Source organism: Streptomyces sp. NPDC102514 (assembly GCF_055584525.1).
Map to the genome: position 1 here is coordinate 303,292 of NZ_JBVJLW010000001.1, position 24,247 is coordinate 327,538.

The 24,247-nt window shown below is 71.1% G+C and carries 18 protein-coding genes and 1 riboswitch; of the genes, 11 read left to right on the plus strand and 7 right to left on the minus strand.

All coding sequences use genetic code 11. The features are described 5' to 3' along the window. Nucleotides 1-39 precede the first annotated feature (39 nt). Nucleotides 40-257, minus strand: a riboswitch (cobalamin riboswitch). 30 nt (nt 258-287) lie between these two features. From ACZ60E_RS01410 to ACZ60E_RS01425, 4 genes are all read right to left on the minus strand, one after another. Next, entirely contained in the window at nt 288-1,067 is a 780-nt protein-coding gene (locus tag ACZ60E_RS01410) for an SDR family NAD(P)-dependent oxidoreductase (protein WP_469436871.1), read from the minus strand. A 159-nt stretch (nt 1,068-1,226) separates the two neighbouring features. Then, entirely contained in the window at nt 1,227-1,880 is a 654-nt protein-coding gene (locus ACZ60E_RS01415) for a maleylpyruvate isomerase N-terminal domain-containing protein (protein ID WP_384805565.1), read from the minus strand. Between the two features lie 98 nt (nt 1,881-1,978). Further along, nucleotides 1,979-4,147 carry an RNA polymerase recycling motor ATPase HelR gene (helR, locus tag ACZ60E_RS01420; RefSeq protein WP_469436875.1) on the minus strand — a complete coding sequence of 723 codons (2,169 nt, stop codon included), beginning with the start codon at nt 4,145-4,147 and terminating at the stop codon, nt 1,979-1,981. A gap of 178 nt (nt 4,148-4,325) precedes the next feature. Beyond that, nucleotides 4,326-5,174 carry an alpha/beta fold hydrolase gene (locus ACZ60E_RS01425; protein ID WP_469438287.1) on the minus strand — a complete coding sequence of 283 codons (849 nt, stop codon included), beginning with the start codon at nt 5,172-5,174 and terminating at the stop codon, nt 4,326-4,328. A 207-nt stretch (nt 5,175-5,381) separates the two neighbouring features. Between ACZ60E_RS01425 and ACZ60E_RS01430 the strand changes: the two genes are divergently transcribed. Further along, nucleotides 5,382-5,789, plus strand: coding sequence for a winged helix-turn-helix transcriptional regulator (locus tag ACZ60E_RS01430; RefSeq protein ID WP_469436877.1), 408 nt, complete (start codon nt 5,382-5,384; stop codon nt 5,787-5,789). 82 nt (nt 5,790-5,871) lie between these two features. Here the strand turns inward: ACZ60E_RS01430 and ACZ60E_RS01435 are convergent, their stop codons facing one another. Together ACZ60E_RS01435 and ACZ60E_RS01440 are read right to left on the minus strand one after the other, a co-directional pair. Continuing rightward, nucleotides 5,872-7,404, minus strand: a complete 1,533-nt coding sequence (locus tag ACZ60E_RS01435) for a glycoside hydrolase family 43 protein (RefSeq protein WP_469436880.1) — start codon at nt 7,402-7,404, stop codon at nt 5,872-5,874. A 505-nt stretch (nt 7,405-7,909) separates the two neighbouring features. Further along, entirely contained in the window at nt 7,910-9,388 is a 1,479-nt protein-coding gene (locus ACZ60E_RS01440) for a glycoside hydrolase family 76 protein (RefSeq protein WP_469436882.1), read from the minus strand. A gap of 277 nt (nt 9,389-9,665) precedes the next feature. On the opposite strand from ACZ60E_RS01440, the gene ACZ60E_RS01445 reads away from it, so the two are divergent. From ACZ60E_RS01445 to ACZ60E_RS01490, 10 genes are all read left to right on the plus strand, one after another. Next, nucleotides 9,666-10,769, plus strand: coding sequence for a LacI family DNA-binding transcriptional regulator (locus ACZ60E_RS01445; RefSeq protein ID WP_469436885.1), 1,104 nt, complete (start codon nt 9,666-9,668; stop codon nt 10,767-10,769). A 142-nt stretch (nt 10,770-10,911) separates the two neighbouring features. Next, on the plus strand, nt 10,912-12,525 hold the full coding sequence (locus tag ACZ60E_RS01450) for an FAD-dependent oxidoreductase (RefSeq protein ID WP_469436888.1): 1,614 nt from the start codon (nt 10,912-10,914) through the stop codon (nt 12,523-12,525). 94 nt (nt 12,526-12,619) lie between these two features. After that, nucleotides 12,620-14,764: a hydantoinase/oxoprolinase family protein gene (locus ACZ60E_RS01455; RefSeq protein WP_469436890.1), complete on the plus strand. Its 2,145-nt coding sequence runs from the start codon at nt 12,620-12,622 to the stop codon at nt 14,762-14,764. Then, nucleotides 14,761-15,354 carry a hypothetical protein gene (locus ACZ60E_RS01460; RefSeq protein ID WP_384805453.1) on the plus strand — a complete coding sequence of 198 codons (594 nt, stop codon included), beginning with the start codon at nt 14,761-14,763 and terminating at the stop codon, nt 15,352-15,354. Before ACZ60E_RS01455 ends, ACZ60E_RS01460 begins: the two co-directional genes overlap by 4 nt. A gap of 3 nt (nt 15,355-15,357) precedes the next feature. After that, nucleotides 15,358-16,644 carry a TRAP transporter large permease gene (locus ACZ60E_RS01465; RefSeq protein ID WP_469436893.1) on the plus strand — a complete coding sequence of 429 codons (1,287 nt, stop codon included), beginning with the start codon at nt 15,358-15,360 and terminating at the stop codon, nt 16,642-16,644. Between the two features lie 52 nt (nt 16,645-16,696). Further along, nucleotides 16,697-17,734 carry a hypothetical protein gene (locus ACZ60E_RS01470; RefSeq protein ID WP_385838820.1) on the plus strand — a complete coding sequence of 346 codons (1,038 nt, stop codon included), beginning with the start codon at nt 16,697-16,699 and terminating at the stop codon, nt 17,732-17,734. Nucleotides 17,735-17,921: 187 nt separating this feature from the next. Then, nucleotides 17,922-19,109 (plus strand): glycoside hydrolase family 64 protein, encoded by a 1,188-nt coding sequence (locus ACZ60E_RS01475; RefSeq protein WP_385838819.1) that lies wholly within the window; start codon nt 17,922-17,924, stop codon nt 19,107-19,109. 107 nt (nt 19,110-19,216) lie between these two features. After that, complete coding sequence (locus tag ACZ60E_RS01480) at nt 19,217-19,729, plus strand: hypothetical protein (RefSeq protein WP_469436899.1); 513 nt, start codon at nt 19,217-19,219, stop codon at nt 19,727-19,729. A gap of 155 nt (nt 19,730-19,884) precedes the next feature. Then, complete coding sequence (locus ACZ60E_RS01485) at nt 19,885-21,396, plus strand: MFS transporter (protein WP_469436901.1); 1,512 nt, start codon at nt 19,885-19,887, stop codon at nt 21,394-21,396. Beyond that, the gene (locus ACZ60E_RS01490) at nt 21,393-22,124 is read left to right on the plus strand and encodes a TetR/AcrR family transcriptional regulator (protein ID WP_469436903.1); all 732 of its coding nucleotides are present in this window, start codon (nt 21,393-21,395) and stop codon (nt 22,122-22,124) included. The genes ACZ60E_RS01485 and ACZ60E_RS01490 overlap by 4 nt, the downstream gene beginning before the upstream one ends. A gap of 78 nt (nt 22,125-22,202) precedes the next feature. Here ACZ60E_RS01490 and ACZ60E_RS01495 read toward each other — a convergent pair whose 3' ends face one another. Beyond that, nucleotides 22,203-24,227 carry a flavin monoamine oxidase family protein gene (locus ACZ60E_RS01495; protein ID WP_469436905.1) on the minus strand — a complete coding sequence of 675 codons (2,025 nt, stop codon included), beginning with the start codon at nt 24,225-24,227 and terminating at the stop codon, nt 22,203-22,205. Nucleotides 24,228-24,247: the final 20 nt, after the last annotated feature.

The following is a 24,247-nucleotide window of genomic DNA, read 5'->3' on the forward strand; positions in this document are numbered from 1 at the left end:
CCCGCCCACGAGGTCACCGGGATCTCCGCGCACGAATGGTTCGCGCACGGGCAGTTGGCAGGTCTTCGGACTCGCGGGCACGTCCTCCCTGCGGAGGACACCTACTGGCCGTCGCTTCCCAGACCCGGCCGGGCCCAGTGCGTGTGACGGCGGTCGTTCCCACTCACCGCTGCGGGGCAGTCCCGGATTCCCACCGGGTTCCCTCTTGCGACGCACCCGTCTGGCGGACGGGGCGAACCAGCTGCACCGGCCACCCTACGGGGCACACCCCGGTCGTGGAAAACTTTTCAGTGCACGGAGAAGCCGCCGTCGACGAAGACCGACTGCCCGGTGACATACGAGGAGGCGGCGCTCGCCAGGAAGACCGCCGCGCCCGCGAAGTCCTCCGCGAGGCCGTTGCGTCCGACCATCGTGCGCGCCGCCAGGGCCGCCACCTTCTCCGGGTCGGACGACAGCCGCCTGTTCAGCGGTGTCATCACGAAGCCCGGCACCAGCGTGTTGACGGTGACCCCGTACGGCGACCAGGCCTCCGCCTGTGAGCGGGCCAGTGACTCCAGCGCCCCCTTGGAGACGCCGTAGGCACCGCTCTGGACGAAGGCGCGGTGGGCCTGCTGCGAGGTGATGTGGATGATCCGCCCGAAGCCCCGCTCGGCCATGGCCGGGCCGAAACGCCGGCCCAGCAGGAAGGGCGCGTCCAGGTTCAGGGCCATGGTGGTGTCCCACACCTCGTCGCTGAGCTCGCTCATCGGCGGCCGGAGGTTGACGCCGGCGCAGTTGACGAGGATGTCGGGTTCACCGAAGGCCTCGACCGCCTGCTCGGCTGCCTCGCGCACGCCTTCACGCGTACCGAGATCCGCGCCGACCCAGGCCGCACGGCAGCCGAGCGCATGCAACTCCTCGACCGTCGCCCGCAGTTCCGCTTCCTTGCGTGCCACGACGACGACGCTCGCCCCGGCGCGGGCCAGCGCCTCCGCCATGCCCCGCCCGATGCCGGAGCTGCCGCCGGTCACCAGGGCGACCCGGCCGTCCAGGGAGAACAGTTCTGAGAGGTAGTGCTGCGAGTCCATGGCGGCACCCTAGAAGGGCAGCGCCGGGAGCGCACCGGCGGGGGTGCGATGCGGCCGTACGGTAACGGTCCAGGTCAGGCGCTTGCCCCCAGGCCGGGAGCCTGGCACGGCGGGGCTGCCGATCGGCCGGCCTATCTCGTACCCGCCCCGGGTGCCGGCTCAGCCCAGTACGAGCGGCAGCCGCCCGGCGAGGGTGCCAAGGGCGGTCTTCTCCGCATCGGTCGGCGTCCGCCGTCCGGTGCCGATCAGCAGCGCGGCCTTGTCGGAGAACGAGGCCGGGAACGGGGTCCCGGCGATCTGCTCCAGCGACGCGCGGGCCGCCGCCAGGGTCGCGGCGGGCGGCTGGGTGGTCGAGGTCAGCCGGGAGATCAGGTCGAGGTGGTGCAGGGTCGCTTCGAGGACGTACACGGACAGGTAGTCGCCGACGGTCAGCACCTCGTCGCGGGTGCCGACGCGGGCCGTGGGATCGGCGAGTCCGGCGGCGCGGCCCGCGGCGGAACCGACGTCGTCGAAGTGGAACTTCAGCAGCTCCGGCTCCCCGTACGCGGCGGCCAGCCGGGGGATCAGCGCGTCCAGCGGATCCTCGCCGGCCGGGGTTCCGCCGAGCTGCCAGTAGGTGACCGCGTCCACGGTCGGTCCGGTGTCGGCGGGGGTGACCAGGGTGATCAGGATGTCCTGGGCGTCGATGACCAGGTGGCACACCAGATCCCGCACGAGCCACCCCGTACAGCCCGACGGCTGCTCGAAGTCCTCGTCCGGGACTTCGGCGACCGCCGTGCGCAACGCGGTCCAGGCGAGCGAGAAGAGCTTCACCGCGGCACGGTAATGCCGGACCACGGCGGCGGACAAGCGCATACGGGCGGCGGGGCCCTTGTGGTCACCGCCCGGCGACCACAAGAACCCCACCGGCCTCAGCCGCTGGTGAGGACGACCAGTTGCCGGGTCGCGCGGGTCATCGCGACATAGCGGTCGACCGCCCCCGCGACACCCGTCCCGTACGTATGCGGGTCGACGAGGACGACCAGGTCGAACTCCAGCCCCTTCGACAGCTCCGGGGTCAGCGACCGGACGCGAGGCGTGGCCCGGAACGTCGGATCGCCGATGACGCACGCGATCCCGTCCGTGTGCGCGGCGAGCCAGGTGTCCAGGACCGCGTCCCGGTCCGCGACCGATCCGTGGACCACGGGGATGCCGTTGCTGCGGATGGAGGTCGGCACGTTGGCGTCCGGGAGCGCGGCCCGGATGACCGGCTCGGCCTCCGCCATGACCTCCTCCGGAGTCCGGTAGTTGATGCTCAGCGAGGCCACCTCGATCCGGTCGAGACCGACCCGCTCCAGCCGCTCCCGCCACGACTCGGTGAACCCCTGCCTGGCCTGCGCGCGGTCCCCGACGATGGTGAAACTCCGCGACGGGCAGCGCAGGAGCAGCATCTGCCACTGCGCGTCGGTCAGCTCCTGGGCCTCGTCCACGACGACGTGCGCGAACGGACCGGCGAGCAGATCCGGTTCGGCGGTGGCCAGTTCGGACTCGTCGACCATGCTGACCTTGGCGTCCTCGCCGCGCAACATCGTCACCAGGCCCTCGCCGTCGTCACCGTCGGCGCCCGAGTCGGCCGCGGCCTCTATCAGGTTGTCGACGACCTGGGCCATGCGCTCGCGCTGGGCGGCGAGGGTGGCCTCCTGCCGGCGCCTGCGCCGCGCCGACTCCGGATCGCCGAGCCGCTGCCGCGCCGCGTCCAGGATCGGCAGATCGGACACCGTCCACGCCTGCGGCTCCGCGCGCTGCAGCCTGCGTACGTCGTCGGGGCCGAGCCAGGGAGCACACATCCGCAGATAGGCGGGCACCGACCACAGGTCCCCGACGATGTCGGCCGCTTCGAGCAGCGGCCACGCGCGGTCGAGGGCCCCGGTCAGCTCCTCGTCGTGCAGCAGAGCCCGGCGGAACAGGTCGGGCGGTACGTCGTCGTCGTGCTTGTCCAGCAGGATCGTCAGCAGGGCCTCCCAGATCTGCTCACGCGCCTCGTTGTGCGGGACGCCGGGGCCCGGCGTCCCGAACGCCTCGGTCCAGTCGTCGGCGCTCAGCCGGACGTCGGACCAGGGGGTCGAGACCGTCATCCCCTTCGCGGGCGGCTCCTCGTAGAACCTGACGGCCGTCTCGACCGCCCCGACCATGTGCGCGGACGACTTGAGTGAGGCCACCTCCGCATCGGTCTCGTCCGGCGCTCCGGCTCCCTCGGCGACGAGGTCCCGCAGCGTGCAGGTCTGCACACCCTCCTCCCCGAGGCTGGGGAGGACGTCGGCCACGTACGCCAGATAGGGCTGGTGCGGGCCGACGAACAGCACTCCGCCCCGACGGTGACCGAGACGGGGGTCGGAGTAGAGGAGGTAGGCGGTCCGGTGCAGGGCGACGACCGTCTTGCCCGTGCCGGGACCGCCGTCGACGACGAGCGCGCCCCGGGATCCCGCGCGGATGATCGCGTCCTGGTCGGCCTGGATGGTGGTGAGCACGTCCCGCATCCGGCTGGAGCGGGTGCTGCCCAGACTGGCGACGAACGCCGAGTGGTCGTCGAGCGCCGCATGTCCTTCGAGGCCGTCGGCGGTGAACACCTCGTCCCAGTAGTCGCTGATCCGGCCCCGGGTCCAGCGGTACCTGCGACGGCTCGCCAGCCCCAGCGGGTTGGCGTGGGTCGCCGCGAAGAACGGCTCGGCCGCGGGGGAGCGCCAGTCGATCAGCAGCCGTCGCCCGGCGCTGTCGGTGAGGCCGAGCCGTCCGATGTACAGCGGTTCGGGGTCGTCCGCACCGACGACGTGCCCGAGGCAGAGGTCCAGGCCGAAGCGGCGCAGGGCGCGCAGCCGAGCGGTCAGCCGATGGATCTCCGCGTCACGCTCCATCGCCTCCCGGCCGATGCCTCCCGGTGCCTTGCGCTCGGCGTCCAGCCGGTCGGACAGTTCGGTGATCGCCTGGTCGAGGCTCTCCGCGATGGCCGCGAAGTGCCTCTCGTCGCCGCCGATCAGCAGCGGATCGGCCTTGGGGGAGAGATGGTCGGGAAGGTCGAACGCGCTCGTGAGCAAAGAGTCCATGTCACCGGCTCCTCCCGGTTCGACGTCACCGCGCGGACCGTCGAGCGGCAAAAACGCACGCACTTCGTGAATCACCTTTTTCCGCAGTTACTCGCCTTGAGTGCGAGATTCTGCAGCAGAACGGGGGCCTTGCCGCAAGCCCCCCGGTGCGCTATAAGTTGAGAGTGGCGAGGAGTGGCTATACCTGCTTGCCCTCATCGCCCGCCGCCAGGAAGGGCCTCAGAAGCCCGAGCAGTTCGTCGGGGCGATGCAGCGGAATGATGTGGCCGCAGTCCTCGATGACATGGCCCACCAGATGATCCGCCACAGGCCGTAGCTGCTGTTCCAGCGCTCTGCCCACCGGCCGGGCGCCGATGGCCAGGGTGGGGACGGTCAACCGCGCCGTACGGACGGCTTCCTGCACCTGCCGGGCGCTCGTGGGCAGTGCGCGATAGTACGAGAAGGCACAGCGCAGGGCCTCGGCGCCGGTGTACGCGTCCACGAAGGCGTCCCGGAGAGCGGGGCGCACGCCGTGCCCGAGCGTTCCGGCGTCGAGGAACCAGTCGATGTACTCGCCCTCGTGCCCGGTGAGCACGGATTCCGCGAGGCCGGGCGCCGAGTGGAAGCCGAACCACCACGGTGCCCCATGGGCGAGGAACTCCTCGGCACCCGGCAGTGTGCCCAACAGCGACTCCATGAGCACGAGTTGCCGGACGAGACCTGGACGGCGCATGGCGAGCAGGAAGGCCGGCGGGGTGCCCGCGTCGATACCGATCACCGCCGCGGAACTCACCCCTAGGGCGTCGAGAACGGCCTCGGCGTCGGTCGCGAGCGTCCCGGCGTCGTACCCGCTCTCCTCCCGCGCGCTCGCACCGAATCCTCGGAGGTCCGGTGCGATCACCCGGTAGCGGCCGGCCAGCTCGGGGAGGACGTCGGTCCACAGCTGCCAGGTGTGCGGGAAGCCGTGGAGCAGCAGGACGGCCGGGCCCTCACCGGCCAGGGCCACGTTGAGGTCGACGCCGTTGGCGGTGATCCGCCGGAGTTCCACGGCGGGCCGGTCATGACTGGGCGGTGCGGACGGGCTGGACGGGCTGGGCGGGCTGGACGGGCTGGACGGGCTGGACGGGCTGGACGTACGGCTCGATGTGGCGGGCACATGGACCTCTCAGGTGGTTACCAATGGTGACGACAAAACGATAGGTGCGTAGTGTGAGAGATCCAAGACCGCACTTCTTCGACAGGTGGTGAGCCCGAGGTGACCCCTCCGTCCGTGCCCGCGACCGGGCAAGGTCGGGGAGACCTGTTCTCCCCGCAGTGTCCGACCCGCCGACTGCTCGACCGGATCGGCACCAAGTGGACGTCGATGGCCGTCAAGGTGCTGGCGGAGGCCTCTCCGGACGAGGTGCGCTTCGCCGAGCTGCAGCGCAGGATGGCCGGCGTCTCACAGAAGATGCTCTCGGTCACCCTGCAGAACATGGCCCGCGACGGCTTGGTCAGCCGCCGGGTGGAACCGACCGTGCCGCCCCGCGTGCACTACCGGTTGACCCCGCTGGGCCTCTCACTGGAAGGGCCGCTGGCCATGGTCCGCGCCTGGGCCGAGGAACACATGGCGGAGATCGACCTCGCCAACCGGCGCAGCGAGGAAGCCTCCGCGACCGGCTGAGGCGACCAGGAGCGGGGTCGTCCGCGATCCCTGACGACCCCGGGCGACCCCTGAGGACTCCGACGACCCCTGACGGGCCCTGTCAGGCGGACCGCAGCTCGAACCAGTCGAAGGCCGCGCTGCCCCGGGTGGCGTACATGCCGAGGACGCGGCCCGTGAAGCCTCCGGCGACCTCGGTGGTGAGGTAGCGGCCGTCGAGTTCGGCGAGGACCTCGAAGGCGCCGCCGTCCGTCTCGTACCCCAGGCGGAGGGTGTCGGGGCCGCCCGTGCGCAGGCCGGGCGGGGGAGGTGTCGCCGGGTCGCGGGAGGTGACCGTGGGCGGCAGGACGTCGGAGGTGGTGATGTCGATGCGCAGCCTCAACGGACCTGCGGGCACGGCCCGTTCGGCGACCGACCGGCTCAGCGGGCCGATCCTGGCGACCGCGCGGACCGTGCCGTCGGCCACCTCCACCTCGTAGTGGTGTGCCTCGTCCAGGCGTACCGCGAGCCCGCCCCGGCCGCCGTCGGAGACCTCGATCTGCGTGCGCGCGGTGCAGTCGGGGTCGCGCTGCCGCCGTCCGACGAAGAGCGCGCCCGGTGTGTCGAGACTGTCCGCGCGGGCGTGCAGGGTCAGATGGCCCGGGCGTTCGTCGAGCCGTACGGCCTCCGGGTCGCTCCGTCGCAGTGACACCCAGCACGGCGCGAGCGCGGGGGAGTCGAAGTCGTCGCGGTCCGCCTCCCGCGGCCAGGGGTGAGGGGTGAGCGCCGGAGCCTGCGCACGCGGTTCCAGCGGTCCGGGCAGTGGCCAGCCGTCCTCCCACCGCACCGGCGCCAGGAACGTCTCCCGGCCCATGCCGTGGTACATCGGCGTGTCACCGCGGGGCCTGGTGCCCAGCAGCACCATCCACCAGGTGCCGTCCTGCGCCTCCACCAGATCGCCGTGGCCGGTGTTCTGCACCGGATGGTTCGTACTGCGATGGGACAGGACGGGGTTGGCCGGATGCGCTTCGAAAGGACCCGGCAGCGTACGCGACCTGGCCACCGACAGCGCGTGACCGCGCTCGGTGCCGCCCTCCGACAGCAGCAGGTACCACCAGTCGTCGATCCGGTAGAGGTGCGGGCCCTCCGGGTACTGCAGTCCGCTGCCCGACCACATCGGCACGGGATCGCCTCGCAGCTCGCCGGACTTCGGGTCGATGCGGACGCCGTGGATCCCACCGTCCGAGAACACGCACCAGCAGGTTCCGTCCTCCTCCCAGGCCAGGTCCGGGTCGATGCCCGGAACGCCGACCGGCACCGGATCCGACCAGGGCCCCGCCGGGTCCTCGGCGGTCACGAGAATGTTGCCCGCCCCGGCGACCACGGTCGTGATCAGCCAGAACAGTCCGTCGTGATGGCGCAGCGTGGGCGCGTACACCCCTGTGGAGGCGGCGGCCGTGTCGGGCAGCGCCAGCTGCGACGGCCGGTCCAGCGCATGCCCGATCAGCCGCCAGTGCACGAGGTCACGGCTGTGCCACAGGGGTACGCCGGGTACGTACTCGAAACTGGACGTCGCCAGGTAGTAGTCGTCGCCGACCCGGCAGATGCTGGGGTCGGGGCTGAAGCCGGGTATGACGGGATTGTCGAAGTACGTCATGTCCGTCCCTGAGGAGTGCGGCCGGGCGAGTGCCCTCGGGAGCCTATGTCGAAGCGCTTCCGCAAGCACCGCCCTTTCCGGAAAGGCCGTCGAGATGAGCGGCCCTTCAGGGACGCGGGGAACGGCGCGCCCAGCCACGACGGACCCGCACGGCCGCGACTCCGCCCGGCGCCGGTCGCCGGTCGCCGGGCGGTGCAGGGTGCGCGGCCCTTCAGGGGCGCGGGGAACGGCGCGCCCAGCCGCGACGGACCGGCAGGTTCGTGACTGCGCCTGGTGCTGGTTGCTGGGTGGAGGTGGTCAGGTCCGCGGGCACTGGCTTGTCGGGGAATGCCGCCAGGGTGCGCGGCCCTTCAGGGACGCGGGGAACGGCGCGCCCAGCCACGACGGACCCGCACGGCTGCGACTCCGCCCGGCGCCGGTCGCCGGGCGGCGGGCGGCGGGCGGTGGTCGTCGCGTCCACCGGCCCGGCCCGCTGGGCGACCCGCCGGACGGACGCCGCGTAACCTCAGGACGCCGCGTTCATCAGATCGAGAGCACTCTGCTGCCGCGCGGCATCCGTCTTGTCCAGCGGGCCGTACCAGCGCAGACCGTACTGGTCGAGCGGATTGCGGTCGGCCGCGTACGCCTGGGCGGCCTGCTTCTTGAGGTACGCGGTGTACGGCCGGTCGGAAAGCGCAGCGTTCAGCTTCGCAAGACCGCGCACGTCGGCGCCCTTGAACGACGCTCCGTCCGCGCCGCAGTCACCCGACTCGCAGGGGTCCCTGAGGATGCCGGCCGAGGTGTTGAGCTTGCCGGAAACGGTGTTGGCGTCGGCGATCCGGCGGGCGGCGGCGAGCACCGAGGAGTCACCCGTGGCCTTGTGCAACTCCACCAGGCCGCCGACGAGTTGGCCCTGGTTGTAGGACCAGACCGTGCTGTCGCCGACCTTGCAGGTGCTCATGCTGAGGCCGTCGCTCACCGTCTGATCGGCGTTGATCATGCCCGTCCCCTGGAACCAGCTCCAGTCCGCCTTCGCACGCTGAAGATAGGTGGTGTCGCCCGGGATGCGGTTGTGCAGGGCCGCGTTCAGCTCGATGTACAGGGAGTTGGGGATGGCGTTCTTCACCGTCTTCGCGGTGCTCCACCACACCCCGCCGCCGCAGGTGCTGTCCCAGTAGGAGGCCATGTAGTCCGCGTCGGCCCGTGCCGTGGCCAGATAGCGGGGATCGCCGGTGAGGTCGTACGCCGCGATCCAGGTCAGCCCCCACCAGCCGGTGTCGTCGATGTAGTCGTTGCGGAACTGCCCGTCGGCCGCGCCCAGTTGCAGGTCGTAGGTGCGGCCGACGGCGTACGCGTAACTCTGCATGCCGGTGACCCGGATGTTGTCGATGATCGCGTGCAGCGCGTTGGCGGAGTTCCACCAGCCGGTGGTGTCGAACAGGCCGGTGCCGTAGTTGTAGAACTGCATCTGTGCGGTGGCCGCCGCGGTGCGCCGCTCGCCGGCGTTCCAGGTGGACCGGGCCCACGGTGTGCAGACGATGTCGGTCCGGTCGGCGGCCTTGCCGCAGGCGCGCAGCGCGCCGACGCCGTGGCCCGCCCAGTCGTCGACGTTGTACATCAGCGTCCGCCAGCCGGTCTGGCCGGCCGGGATCTTCGTGGCGCCGAGACGGCTGTTCGCGGACCAGCTGCGCCCGCCGTCGTAGGAGCGGTCCAGCCACACCTCGTCCCCGGGGCTGCCGTTGCCGACGGAGGCCCAGCCCATGGCGTCGGCGTCGTTGAAGTGCAGCTCGAACGTCCGCGAGAAGAGCGTGGCGGTGACAGGTCTGCGGTCCTGCCCGCTGAGGGCCGGATCCCGCGCGTCGCAGTACTTGTTGCACACGGTCGCCGCGGGCGCCGCCGCCGTCCCGGAGGCCGCGACGGAGGAGGGGGCGGCCTGGATCAACAGGGCCGACATCGTTGTCAGAGCAAGGGCGAGGGCTGCGAGTGGGGATCGTCTGGCGCGCATGGATGAACTCCCGAAGGCTTGCCGAACACTGCGGTGGGGGCACAGGGGCTGGTCCTTGGAAAGGCTCGGCGTGGACGTTAACCGGAACCGGTTGACGGGTCAATGGCCCGGTTGAATCTTCATGTTCGACCGCCCTCCGCGGGAGAGCCCGTCGCGCGAAGAAGTCGTGTCACACCTCTTGACCGTTGCGGTGAAAGCACTCCACAGTTCTGGCTAATGCGCATTACTTATACGCATTAGCAAGCTGGTGTCGGCCCTCCGCGGCCGGGTGAGGAGCATGGTGGAGCAGCCCAGGAAGGGACCCAGGCGCGGGCGGACCCCCGCGGCGGCCGGACGTACGTCCCGGCCGCGGCAGGCGGAGGTCGCCCGGCTGGCCGGAGTGTCCCAGGCCACGGTGTCGCTCGTGCTGTCGGCGAAGGCGCAGGGTGCGGCGATCTCGGACGAGACACGGCAGCGGGTGCTCGACGCGGCCCGCAGCCTCGGCTACGTACCGGACCCGGCGGCCCAGCGGCTGGCGGCGGCGCGCAACAACCTGCTCGGCGTCTACAGCTTCACGGCCACCTTCCCGACGGACGTGGAGCACTCGTACTACCCCTTCCTCGTGGGGGTGGAGCGGGAGGCCGCCGCGCGCGGTTACGACCTGGTGCTGTTCACGGGTTCGAGTTCCGGGGGTGCCAAGGCGACCGGACCCGAGGCGCTCAACCGGGTCCGGTTGGCGGACGGCTGTCTGTTCCTCGGCCGCCATGTACCGATCGCCGAGCTGAAAAGGATGGTCGCCGACGGGTTCCCGGTGGTGCACCTCGGCCGCCGCGAGGAACTGGAGGGACTGTCCTGGGTCGGCGCCGACTACGTGAGCGCCAGCAGCGAAGTGGTCCGGCACCTGGCGTCCTTGGGGCACCGCCGGATCGTCCTGGTCCGTGAGGACGACGACGCACCCGCCTCCACCGACCGTCAACAGGGCTTCCTGGAAGGGCTGGAGGCGGCCGGACTGCCCGGCGGGTCCGAGGCCGTCTTCCGCTGCGCCGACCCCCGGCGCGACGTCACCCCCGAACGGCTGCGGAGCTGGCTCGCCGAGGGCGTCACCGCCTTCGTCGCGGAGGAGACCGACACCGGGGGCGCCTGGCGGGCCCTGCGCACCGCCGCCGACGAGGCCGGCCTCACCTGCCCGGGTGACCTGTCCCTCGCGCTCCTCGGCAGCCCGCCGTCCGACCTCGCCGGGGACCCGCAGCCCACCGGATTCGACGTCCCACGGCACCAGTTGGGCGCCGCAGCGGTCCGCATGCTCGCCGCACTCGTGGCGGGGGAGGCGGCCGAAGAACCCCTGGTCGCCTGTGCCTTCCGGCCCGGTGCGACCACCGGGAGCCCGCCCGAGCAGCCCTGACACCGGCGCGCGTTGCACGAGATCAACCAGCAGACGAGACCAGCAGACGAGACCAGCAAACGAGACCAGCAGACGAATCACCGGCCGCACCAGCGGGCGAACCACGGCTGAATCAGCAGCTGAACCACCAGCAAGGAGAAGCGTGATACCGAAAGCCGACATCCTCATCGTGGGCGGCGGACTCGGCGGCGTGGCCGCCGCGCTGGCGGCCTGCCGCGCCGGACGCACCGTCGTGCTCACCGAGGAGACCGACTGGCTCGGCGGACAGCTCACGTCGCAGGCCGTGCCGCCCGACGAGCACCCCTGGGTCGAGCAGTTCGGCACCACCGCCTCGTACCGCCGACTGCGCGAAGGCATCCGGCAGTTCTACCGGCAGTGGTATCCGCTGCGCGCCGAGGCGCTGGCCCTCACGGACCTCAACCCGGGCGCCGGACGCGTGAGCAAGCTCTGTCACGAGCCGCGCGTCGCGCTCGCCGTCATCGAGGCGATGCTCGCGCCCCACCGGGCCGCCGGCCGACTCACCGTCCTCACCGACCACCGGCCCGTCGCGGCCGAGGCCGACAACGATGTCGTACGGTCCGTGACGCTGGAGCACCGCCAGGACGGCGGCCGGCAGGTCACCGTCTCCGCCCGGTACGTGATCGACGCGACCGAGACCGGTGAACTCCTCGACCTCGCGGGTGTCGAGCACGTCACCGGGGCCGAGGCGCGGTCCGAGTACGACGAACCGCATGCCCCGGACGAGGCACAGCCGCTCAACCAGCAGGGCATCACCGTGTGTTTCGCGCTCTCCCACCACGAGGGCGAGGACCACACCGTCGAGCGGCCCGCCGACTACGACTTCTGGCGGGCGTACCGGCCCGACTTCTGGCCCGGACCGCTGCTGGGCTTCCAGGCACCGGACCCCCGTTCGCTGGAGTCCGTACCGCGGACCTTCGAGCCCAATCCTGAGCTGGACCCGCTCGCCGTGAGCGCCGACCAGAGCGCGGACGCCGGTGACAAGGAACTGTGGGGCTTCCGCCGCATCCTGGCGCGCAAACTGCACAGCCCCGGCGCCTTCGACTCCGACATCACCCTCGCCAACTGGCCCCTCAACGACTACTGGCTGAAGCCGCTCGTCGGGGCGGACGCGGAGACCGGAGCCGAAGCGGTCGCCGGAGCACGGCAGTTGTCGCTGTCGGTCCTGTACTGGCTGCAGACCGAGGCGCCCCGCCAGGACGGCGGCACCGGATTCCCGGGCCTGCGCCCGCGCCCGGACGTGACCGGCACCCCGGACGGCCTCGCGAAAGCGCCGTACGTCCGTGAGTCCCGCCGCATCAAGGCCGTCACCACCGTCACCGAGCACGATGTGGCGATCGACCTGGTCGGACCCTACGGCGGCACCAGGTACCGGGACTCCGTCGGAGTCGGAAACTACCGCATCGACCTGCATCCCTCGACCGGTGGTGACAACTACATCGACATCGGCTCGGTGCCCTTCGAGATACCGCTGGGCGCACTCGTACCGAGGCGGGTCCGCAACCTGCTGCCCGCCGGCAAGAACATCGGCACCACCCACATCACCAACGGCTGCTACCGGCTCCACCCCGTCGAGTGGAACATCGGCGAGGTCGCCGGCGCGCTCGCCGCCCACTGCCTGGCCGAGGACGTCGAACCCCACCAGGTGCAGGCCGAGGACAAGCGGTTCGAGGAGTTCGCCCGCGGCCTCGACCGGGCCGGCGTACAGCGCCACTGGCCCGACGTACGGGGCTACTGAGATCGAGGGGAGGGCCGGACCGGCTGCTCGGCGCCCGCGTCCGGCCCCACCCGGTGTCGCGCATGACTGACAGAGCACAAGGAGGTGCCCAGACATGACCACCCACAGAATCCGCGTCGGCATCGACGTCGGCGGAACCTTCACCGACGCCGTGGCCGTGGACGCCACGACACTGAGCCTGCTCGGACAGGTCAAGGTCCCCACCAGCCACCACCACGAGGACGGTGTCGCCCACGGCATCGTCGAGGCGCTGGACCGGCTGCTCCGGCAGATCGGCCGCGATCCCGCCGACGTCGCGTTCCTGGCCCACGGCACCACCCAGGCGACCAACGCCCTGCTGGAGGGTGACGTCGCCACCGTCGGACTGATCGGCATCGGCACCGGCCCCGGCGCCGTCCTCACCCGCCGGCTCGCCGCCCTCGGCCGACTCGAACTCGCCCCCGGCAAACGGCTTCCGCTCGCCTACGCCCACGTGGCCGACCCCGACGACACCGGCGCCGTACGCGCCGCGGTCGAGCAGGTCACCGCTGCGGGGGCCCAGGTCCTCGTCGCCACCGAGCCGTTCGCCGTCGACCGGCCCGAAGGCGAGCAGACCGTACTGGAGACCGCGCGCACCGCCGGGCTCCCGATGACGGCCGCGCACGAGATCACCTCGCTGTACGGGCTGCACAAGCGCACCCGGACCGCCGTCGTCAACGCGGCCATCCTGCCGCGCATGCTCGCCACCGCCGACCTCGTCGACGCGTCCATCACCAAGGCGGGCATCACCGCGCCGCTCATGGTCATGCGCTGCGACGGCGGAGTCATGGCGCTCGACGAGATGCGCCGGCGCCCCCTGCTGACCGTGCTGTCAGGACCGGCGGCCGGAGTCGCCGGCGCGCTGATGCAGGAGCGGATCAGCGAGGGCGTCTTCCTCGAAACGGGCGGCACCTCCACCGACATCAGCGTCGTACGCCGGGGCAAGGTCGCCGTCCGGCACGCCACGATGCTCGGCAAGAGCTCCTACCTCAACGCCCTCGACGTCCGCACGGTCGGTGTCGGCGGCGGCTCGATGGTCCGCGTCGACCTGAACCACGGCGGCCAGGCCCGCGTCACGGCCGTCGGACCGCGCAGCGCCCATATCGCGGGGCTGCCCTACGCCTGCTTCGCCGACCCGGACGAACTGCGCGACGCCACCCTGGCCACCGTGCGTCCGATGCCCGACGACCCGGCCGACCACGCCGTCCTGGACGCGGCGGGCGGCCGGTACGCCCTCACCATGACCTGCGCCGCCAACGCGCTCGGCCGCGTCCCGGAAGGGGACTTCGCGCGCTGCGACCAGGAGGTGGCGAAGGCCGCGATCGCCCCGCTCGCCGCCGCCCTGGGCGTGGACGTGCCGACGGCCGCCGCCCGCATCCTCGACGCCGGCGCCGAGCAGGTGAAGTCGGTGGTGGACAAGATCGTCCGTGACTACCGGCTCGACACCGACACCGCGGTCCTCGTCGGCGGCGGGGGAGGGGCCGCCACCGTCACCCCGCATCTCGCGGCGCTCACCGGCATGGAGGGCAGGATCGCCCGGCACAACGAGGTCATCAGCCCGATCGGGGTGGCCCTGGCCCTGGTGCGCGAACAGATCGAACGGATCATCCCCGGCGCCACCCAGGAACAGATCCTCGCCGTACGCGCCGAGGCCGAGCAGGCCGTCGTCGCCCAGGGCGCCGCCGCCGACGGGGTCGAGGTCGAGGTGACCGTCGACCCGCAGACCAGCACCGTCCGCGCCATCGCCACCGGCGCCACCGAACTGCGTACCCAGGACCGTTCGCACAGCGCCGACGACGGCGAACGCCTCGCCGCGGCGGCCGCCAGCCTCAAGACCGACCCGGACCGGGTCAGCGTCCTCGCCGGCACCCCCGCCCACACGGTCTACGGCACCGAGGTGCGCCGCAGGCTGCGGGCTCCCCGGCATCCCGTGCGTGTCGTGGACGCCGACGGTGTCGTACGGCTGCACGCCTCCGACGCGCAGGTGGCCGCCACCACCGTCGGGGCCGCCCCCGAACTGCTGAGCAACCTCGTCCGCGAGGCCACGTCGTACGGCGACGGCGGTGTCCGGGCGCCCGCGCTGCGGCTGCTGCTCGGCTCCCGGATCGCCGACCTCTCCGGGGTCCTCGACCCGCAGCCGCTGCTCGCCCTGGCCCGCAGCGAGATGCGGGACCGGGCCGCCGACGAGCCCGTGGTCGCCGTGGTGGAGGTGCGGTCATGAACCGCGCCCTCGCGACCACCGCGGACCCGGCCGCTCACCAGGCCACCGACGACCTCGATCTCGCGGTACGCCTGCTCGCCGGCACCCCCACCCACGAGGGCCGCGACCCCGCCCTCCTGCGCCGGTGGGCCGAGGCCGCCGACGCGTTCGGCGCGGCCCTCGAACCCGGGCCGTGCCGCGCCCGGATCGTGGAGCGCGACGACGGCCTCGAAGAACTGCTGCTCGCCCGCTACACCTCGCGTCCCGCCACCGTCGAGATCTACACCGACACCGTCGACCGCGCCGAGCGGCTGATCGACGATCTCGGCTGGCGCTCCTGGTACCCCGAGGGTTCCGTGCGGGCCGCGGCCCTCGCGCACGAGAGTGCGCACGAGCACTTCCACCACAAGGACACGCGGGCCGCGCTCAAGGAGGCGATCGGGCACACCGCGCTGCGGCTCGGCCGCCTCCGGGTCCTCGCCCATGTCGCGGGGGCCGAGGAGATCGCCGCCCACGCCTACGCCCGTACCGTCTGCGGACTCGGCCGCAGCCCCCTCCTGCTGACCGCCGCGCTGGCCGCCGCGGTCGGCGCGCCAAGAAGAGAGAACTGAGCCATGGGTGTCGTCATCCTGCTCGTCATGGCCGCGGGTGTCGCCGCCATGCTGACCCGCAAACTGCCCACGGCGTTCGCGCTCGTCCTCCTCGCCGTCGTCATCGCCTTCGTTGCCGGCGCACCGCTGACCGGCGAGAACAGCGTCATCGACACCGTGCTCCAGGAGGGCGCGCCCGCGCTCGCCGCCACCATGATCGCGATCGTGCTGGGCTCGTGGCTCGGCAAGCTCCTGGAGGAGACGGGGGTCGCCGCCACCCTCGTACGCAAGATCGTCGAGTTCGGCGGGGACCGCCCGGTCGTCGTGGCCCTCGGTGTTCTCGCGGTCTCCGCGCTCGTCGGCACCGTCACCGGGTCCGCGCCCGCCGCGATGCTCGCGGGCCTCATCGGCATCCCCGCGATGATCGCGGTCGGTATCCCGAAGGTGACCGCCGCCGGGACCATCCTCATGGGCATCGCCGTCGGCATCCCCTTCGAACTGCCGCTGTGGCAGTTCTTCTCCACCGCCCTGGAACTGCCCGTCCCGACCGTCCGCGGCTTCATGGTGAAGCTGTTCCCGTTCGCCCTGGTGGCCGCCGTCCTGTACGTGTTCGTCGAGTCGCGGCGGCGGGGCGTCGAACACACCTGGTCCCTCAAGTCCGTTCAGGACAAGCCCCGTTCACCCAGCCGTCGGCAGCGGCTCGGCGACGCCCCCTGGTACGCCCTGTTCACCCCGGCCGTGCCGCTGATCCTCGCCCTGGGCTTCGAACTCGCCATCATCCCCTCGCTGTTGGCCGGCGTCCTGTACGCGCTGGTCACCACCACCCGCCCCCGCGAGATGAACAAGCGCCTCCTGCGCACCCTGTACGGCGGATTCGAGGTCGCCGCCCCGCCGATCGCCCTGTTCATCGCCATCGGCATCCTGCTGGCCGCGGTGAAACTGCCCGGCGCGGTCGAAGCGCTCGAACCGCTGGTGAAGGCGGTCAGCCCGCAGAACGCCGTGCTGTTCGTGGGTGTCTTCACGCTGCTCGTGCCGCTGTGCCTGTACCGGGGGCCGCTGAACGTGTTCGGGCTGGGCGCCGGTATCGCCGGTGTCCTCATCTCCACCGGGATCTACCCGGCCGCGGTCGTCCTCGGCATGGCCACCTCGTACAACCAGGTCTTCGGCGTCGCCGACCCCACCAGCACCCAGACCGTGTGGGCCGCCCAGTACGCGGGCGTCACCCCGCAGCAGGTCATGGTGCGCACCCTGCCGTACGTGTGGGCCGTCGCGCTCGGCGGGCTGTGCGTCACCGCCGCCACCTACCTCTGACCCGTCTCCGACCCACCTCCGACCACTTCCGCTTCTCTTCCTGGAGTCGACCATGAATGAGCCGCGTCCCGCCCGTCGTCTGTTCCTGCGTGCCGGTGCCGCCACCGGCGCCGCCCTGACCGTGGGCGGGCTCACCGCCCCGGCCGCGTCGGCCCTCACCGCGGAGGGGGCCGCCGCCCCTGCGGTGGCTGCCGCACCCGGCGGATTCCCCGACTACAAGTACGTCCGCACCCTGCTCACCCCGTCCCAGCTGAAGTACAACCCGACGGGCGAGATCATCTTCCCGTGCATCCGGGGCACGGCCGGCCGGCTCGCCAACCCGCTGGGCAGGTACTACCTGTACTACGGGCCGCACGACGCGCCCGGCGGCATCTGCCTGGCGTACGGCGACTCCCTCGAAGGCCCGTTCACGGAGTACCCGAACAACCCGATCGTCTCCAACAACTGGCAGCCGCACTACAAGGTCAGTCATGTCGCGTCCGCGCACGTGATGTGGATCGAGGCCTCCAAGGAAATGTGGATGTACTTCCACGGGGAGAACACGACGACCCGCCTGGCCCGCTCCAAGGACGGCATCAACTTCACCTACGACAAGGTCGTCCTGTCCACGTCCATGCTGCCCAGCGGTACGACCGAGACCTCGTACGCCCGGGTCTTCCCGCACGAACTCCCTTCGCGTGGCGCCCACTTCGTGATGGTCTTCATGCTGAACAACACCTCCAACCACCGTGACATCCACTGGGGCTGGTCGGCCGACGGACGCAACTGGACCTTCGACCAGCAGCCGCTCGTCCGGCACGCGGACGTCGGCGCCGTCAACGTCGGCGGTCCCCACCTGCTGTACCGCAACAACAGCACGTACGTCGTCTACAACAAGGACAAGGCGAGCGGCGGCGACATGATGATCACCGAGGTCGGCAACGACTTCAGCAAGCGCACGCACCTCGGGATCTTCTACAACTCCCGCAGCGCCGCGCCGGAGAACGGCCGCGCCGCCGCCCCGTCGTTCGGTACCGACGGTGGCGTCCCGTACATGATCTACGAGGCGGGGGAGCGGCTCGCGGGGTCGATCGCGATGGCCCGCGGCTGACGTATCCGCATCCGCACCGCACGCATCTGCACACGCATCGGACCCGTTCCGCCGAGGTCGGCCCACCAGCACCAGTCGATGTTGGTCTAGACCTTGACGTGTTCGCCTCATGGGAGCACTCTGAGAGCGCTCTCATGAGGATCCGAACGGTCCGCTTCCACCTGTTAGGAGGACGAGCGTGCTAGCCATGCGAAAACTGCTGGTGCCCCTGGTCGCCGCGGCGGCTGTCGCCACGGGACTCACGACCGTGGGACCCGTGTCCCACGCCGAGGCCGCGGTGCCCACGACCATCCCGCTCGAACTCAAGAACAGCTCCGGGCGCGGCGACCAGGTCTACGTCTACGTCATCGGGACCCTGCTCTCGACCGGCCAGCAGGGATGGGCCGACGCGAACGGCACCTTCCACGCCTGGCCCGCGGGCGGCAACCCGCCGACCCCCGCACCCGACGCCTCGATCGCCGGACCGGCCAACGGCCAGACCAAGACGATCCGCATGCCGAAGTTCTCCGGCCGGGTCTACTTCTCGTACGGCCAGAAGCTGGTCTTCAAGCTGACCACCGGCGGTCTCGTGCAGCCCGCGGTGCAGAACCCGTCCGACCCGAACGCGAACATCCTCTTCAACTGGACCGAGTACACCCTGAACGACGGCGGGCTGTGGATCAACAGCACGCAGGTCGACATGTTCTCGGCCCCGTACGCGGTCGGCGTCAAGACGGCCGCCGGCACCGTCAAGACCACCGGACACCTCAAGGCCGGCGGCTACAACGCCTTCTTCAACTCCCTGCGGAGCCAGTCCGGCGGCTGGGCCAACCTCATCAGGACCCGCTCCGACGGCACCGTCCTGCGCGCGCTCGCACCCGGGCACGGCATCGAGGCCGGCGCCCTGCCGAGCACCGTCATGAACGACTACATCAACCGGGTGTGGACCAAGTACGCGAGCTCCACGCTGACGGTGACACCGTTCGCCGACCAGGCCGGCACCAAGTACTACGGCAGGGTCTCCGGCAACGTCATGAACTTCACCAACAGCGCCGGCGCGGTCGTCACCTCGTTCCAGAAGCCGGACTCGGACAGCGTCTTCGGCTGCTACAAGCTGCTGGACGCGCCCAACGACCTGGTCCGCGGCCCGATCTCCCGCACCCTGTGCGCGGGCTACAACCGCTCCACGCTCCTCACCAACTCCAACCAGCCCGACAGCGGTTCGGCCGGCTTCTACCAGGACGCGGTGACCAACCACTACGCCAAGAAGATCCACGAGCAGATGGCCGACGGCAAGGCCTACGGCTTCGCGTTCGACGACGTCGGTGCCCACGAGTCGCTGGTCAACGACGGCAACCCGCAGACGGCGTACATCACGCTCGACCCGTTCAGCTGAGCGAGCCGACAGCTGAGCGAGGCCGGTGAACGGCCGGCACTCCTTCTCCGTATCCCTCTGGAACACCTGCCCGCTCGCGCGGGACCGGAGCGGATACGGAGAGGCACGTGCCACAGGAGCGACAGCAGCCACAGCGAGGACGTACCGGCCGCCCCCTCGTCGCCCGCGCGGTGCGCGGCGTCGCCCTGGTCGGCGGCCTGGCCCTGCTGCCGCTGGCCACGGCCTGCGGCGGGGGCACGGACAGGAGCGCGGACGACAAGCCGTCGGAGACCTCCGCGATGTCCGCCCCCTCCGCCGGCGTGGTGGCCCCGGCCAAGGTCGAGGTGATCGCGGACCTGACCGGCTGCAAGGTCAAGATCCGGACCGACGCGGACGAACTGCGCGAGGGCGTCTGCGACACCGCCGACGGCGACTACCTCATCACCACCTTCCCCGCCGAGAAGTACAAGCTGACCTGGCTCGACAGTGCCTCCATGTACGGAGGCAAGTACCTCGTCGGCCCGCAGTGGGCCATCAGCGCGAAGCCGAAGATGCTGGAAACGCTGCGCACGAAGGTCGGCGGGACCATCCAGGACCTGGACGCCGCGCGCACGGCGGCCCCCGGCCCGAAAGCCTCGTAACGAGACGCATTTCCCCGGATCCGGGATCATGAGCAGCTGGTGAATAGGAATTCACCGGCCATCCGAGCCCGACCTCATTGGGTTGGTGAACGGCCATTCATCCGCTATGTTGAATGGCCGTTCACCTTGCCATGTCTCGTGCCCGAGGAAGTGCCATGCAGGAGCCGATACCCAGGGAGCCCGCCCGCGCCGGGGGCTCCGCCACCCTGGAGAAGCTGCGCACGCGTCTGACGGTCCCGGTCCTCGCGTACGGCGGCATCCTGATGGCGGTGATGCAGACCGCCGTCGTACCGCTGCTCCCCGACCTGCCGCGGCTCACCGGATCGACCGCCGCCGTCGTGTCGTGGACCGTCACCGCGACGCTCCTCGCGGGCGCGGTGCTGACGCCGGTGCTCGGCCGCGCCGGAGACATGTACGGCAAGAAGCGCGTCCTGCTCCTCGCCCTCTCACTGATGACCGCCGGGTCGGTGCTGTGCGCGCTGACCTCGGACATCCGGGTGCTCATCGCGGCGCGGGCACTCCAGGGGGCCGCCGCGGCCGTAGTGCCCCTGTCGATCAGCATCCTGCGTGACGTGCTGCCGCCCGAGCGGACCGTCTCCGCCGTCGCCCTGATGAGTTCCACGGTCGGTATCGGCGCGGCGCTCGGCCTGCCGCTCGCGGCGCTCATCGTGCAGTACGCGGACTGGCACACCATGTTCTGGGTGTCGGCCGCGCTGGGCGCGGCGGGCGTGGCACTCGGCTGGTGGGCGGTGGACGAGTCGGCCGTACGCCACCCGGGCCGGTTCGACATACTCGGGGCGCTCGGCCTGGCCACGGTTCTCATCTGTCTGCTGCTGGCGGTCTCGCAGGGCGGTGAATGGGGCTGGGGCAGCCTGCCGGTGATCACGCTGTTCGCGGGCTTCGTGGTCACCCTCGCCCTGTGGTGGTGGCAGCAACTGCGCGCCGAACGGCCGCTGGTCGACCTCAGGCTGGCCGCCCGGCCCCGGGTGGCGATGCCGCACCTGACCGCCCTGCTGGTCGGATTCTCCTTCTACGCCAACTCCCTGGTCACGGCCCAGCTCGTCCAGGCGCCCACGGAGACCGGGTACGGGGTCGGCCTGTCGATCGTCGGCGCCGGACTGTGCCTGCTGCCCAACGGCGTGCTCATGCTGTTCCTGTCACCGGTCTCCGCCCGGATCTCGACGTCGCGAGGTCCCCGGGTGACGCTCGCCCTGGGGGCCGTCGTCATCGCGTGCGGGTACGGCATACGGATCCTGGACAGCCGCGACCTGTGGGTGATCATCCTGGGCGGAGCCATCGTGTCGGCGGGTACGGCTCTCGCCTACTCGGCGCTGCCCACGCTGATCCTGGCCGCTGTGCCCGCCGCGCAGACCGGCTCGGCGAGCGGCGTCAACGTGCTGATGCGGACCATCGGCCAGGCCGTGTGCAGCGCCGCCGTGGCCGCCATACTGGTGCACCACATCAGCCCGGTCGGCGGCTTGCTGCTGCCCAGCCTGCGGGGTTATCTGCTGGCCTTCGCGATGGCCGGGGCGGTCGCGCTGGCAGGATGCGCGATGGCCCTGGCGATACCGGGGGGCACCGGGCGGGAGAAGCCCGGCCGGTCGTCGCGCCGGCGGCGCGACGGACAGGCGGCGGGAAAGCTGCTGGAGGGGGCAGGGGAATCATGAGGTCCGCGAAGTCCTCGAAATCCTTCGAGAGGTCCACCGTGAAGTCCGTCGAGGAGTCCGCCGCGATGTCCGTCGGGGAGCCCGCCGCGATGTCTGTCGGGGAGCCCGCCGCGATGTCTGTCGGGGAGCCGAAGGGCGCCGGGGTGGCCGGGACCGCCGCGGCGACGGACGGCGGCGGTCCGAGCCGCCGGGACGCCGAGGCCACCAAGGCGGCCATCCTGCGCGCGGCCCGCCACCTCCTCGCGCGCCACGCCCACGCGGACATCACGCTCAAGGCCGTCGCCGAACGGGCCGGTGTCAGCCCCCCGCTGATCATGAAGTACTTCGGCAACAAGGAGACGCTCTTCGCACGGGTGATGTCCTTCGAGGAGGACGCGGCCCTCCTGCTGGACGCGCCGCTGGCCGGCCTCGGGCGCCACATGGTCCGCCACGTCCTCGTCAGCCAGAGCGAACGCGGCGCCGACCCCCTGCTGAGGATCGTCTTCGCCCCCCTCCACGGCACCCAGGGAGACACGCTCCGCGCCAACTTCCGCACCCAGGTGAGCGACCGGCTCGCGCTGCGCCTCGGCGGCCCCGACGCCGGACTGCGCGCCGAACTCGCCGTCGGCATGCTGCTCGGCCTCGGCGTGATGTACGGCATCGCGCGGGGCGGCGAACTGCGCACGACACCGCTCGACGATGTCGTTCAGCGGTACGCACCCGCCGTCCAGGCGCAGCTGACACCGTGAGCCGGCGACAGGGCCGACCGGCCGGGAGGACACCCCGGCACAACGGCCCTGTCGGCCCTGTCGACCGGACGAACACCGTCAGCCCGTATGGACCTTCAGCGCCGTCCTGACGGCGGACTCCAGGGCGCCCTCGATCCAGGCGGGCTTGATGGACGTGTGGCACCCCGCGAAATGGATGGGCCCTTCCGAGGTGGGGATGTCCGGGAACAACTCCGTGTGCTGGCCCGGAAAGAGCACCGAGGCCTCGCCGTAGGCGTAGTGGTCGCGCATCCACGACTGGGTCTTGCACTTGGTCGTGAAGAACACCTCGCAGCGCCGCCCGAAGACGGCCTGCACTCCGGCGAGCGCCCGCAGATACCGCTCCTCGTCGGCGTACGCGTCCCACTTCAGGGCGTCGTCGGACCAGCTGTAGGAGGCGAGGACGATCCCTCCGTCACTGCCCTCCATCGGATGGGCGTGCTCGAAGAACATGAACCGGTTGGCGTTGTCGCTCACCGAGCCGCCGCCCCGGACATGGGCGGCCTCGGGGTCGTCGAGCACGGCGGGCCGGAAGGCGCCGAAACACTCCTTGAGTTCACCGGGGACGGTCACCCCCAGGTCCCGTACGGTCCGGTGTGCGCCGAGGTGTCTGCCGTCCCTGACCTGCCCCTTCTTGTACCTGGTGTACAGGCCGTCCTCGATGGAGTTCAGTGCCTCCTCCCACTGCTGCTCGGTGAACTCCCACCAGCGCTGGGAGAACTCCAGCAGCACCTTGGTCGCGGCGTCGTAGTGCAGCTCGGTGACGGCCCGGCGCTTGCCGTACGTCAGCGGCGGGTCGAAGGCCACATGGCGCAGCCCGGAGAACGGCACCGTGACGATCACCTCGTCGCCCTCGAACACCTCCGTGGCGCCCCCCTTGCCGGTCTGGCAGTCCTCGGACACGGTGTGCACCCGCACCTTGCCGCCGCCGCGCTCGATGCGTACGGCACGCCTGTCGAGCCGCACCTTTCCCTTCACCGGCGCGTACAGCGCGTCGACGAGCTTCGCGGTGCCGCCCTTCAGCTCCCAGAACTTGGTCTTGGGGTCGATCAGCGCGCTGCCCAGGAAGCTGTGCAGGAAGGAGAGATGGAGCCGTGAGGTCAGGTTCTGGACGGTGCCGACGAGGTCGATGGTCCTGGTGTCGAGCCCGGCGACCTCGGTGAGGTAGCGGTACATGGACCAGTGGCCGTACCGCTTGAGGACCTTGACCCAGCCCTCGACGAGAGCCGGTCCCTCCTTGCCGCGGATGAGCAGGTGTGCCGGTTCGAGGGCGTCCGCGAGGATGGCGGCGGCGGTCCTCGTACGGTTGGGGCCCGTGACGCCGAAGGTGTCGTTGATCTTCGCCGGGTCCTCCTCGTACTCGGCCTTGCGCAGATGGACGCCGTTGATGTGCATCCAGGTGCGGTTGGCCCGCTTGGCCGGGTTGTCGACCTCCACGTCCACCAGCAGGAACTCCTGGCGCGGCAGGTCGAACTTCTTGATCAGCGCCATGAGGAGCGGGTGGCTCTCGGGCAGCCGCATCGCCCCGGCCTCCGCGTACTGGGCGGGGTCGGCGAAGGGCTGTTCCCCGTTCTCGTGGCCGCCCTTGCGGAAGGTCTTGATCCGGCCGCCGACGCGGTTGTCGTTGGCCTCGATGACGACCACGTCGTGACCCACCCGGTTGAGCAGATCGGCGGCGAGCAGACCGGCGGGACCGGCCCCCACGATCAGGACCCGCTTCGAGGCCTTGGCCGCGCTGGACGGCAGCCCGCTCTCGATGGCCTTCAGATAGGACGGGATCAGCGACTTGTCGTTCTTGTCGAAGACCACGATGGCGCGGGCGACCGTGGTGTACGCCGCCGGATCGATGCCGGGCGGCACGGCGGCGGGTGCCGTCGAGGGTGCGATGGCGGGGCTCAGCGCGGTGGCCGGAGCGGCCGTGGCCGCGGTGAGCCCGGCGGCAAGGACCGTGGCACCGGTCACCGTGACCACCGAACGCCGTGTCGGCGGCCCGCTGTTCGCGTCGGGCAGCCCCGATGTGGTCACGTCCGAGGTGGCCGGGGCTGCGGTGGTCGAATCCGGAGTGTTCGTGTCGTGTGTACTCATCAAGATCATGCTTGGCGTAC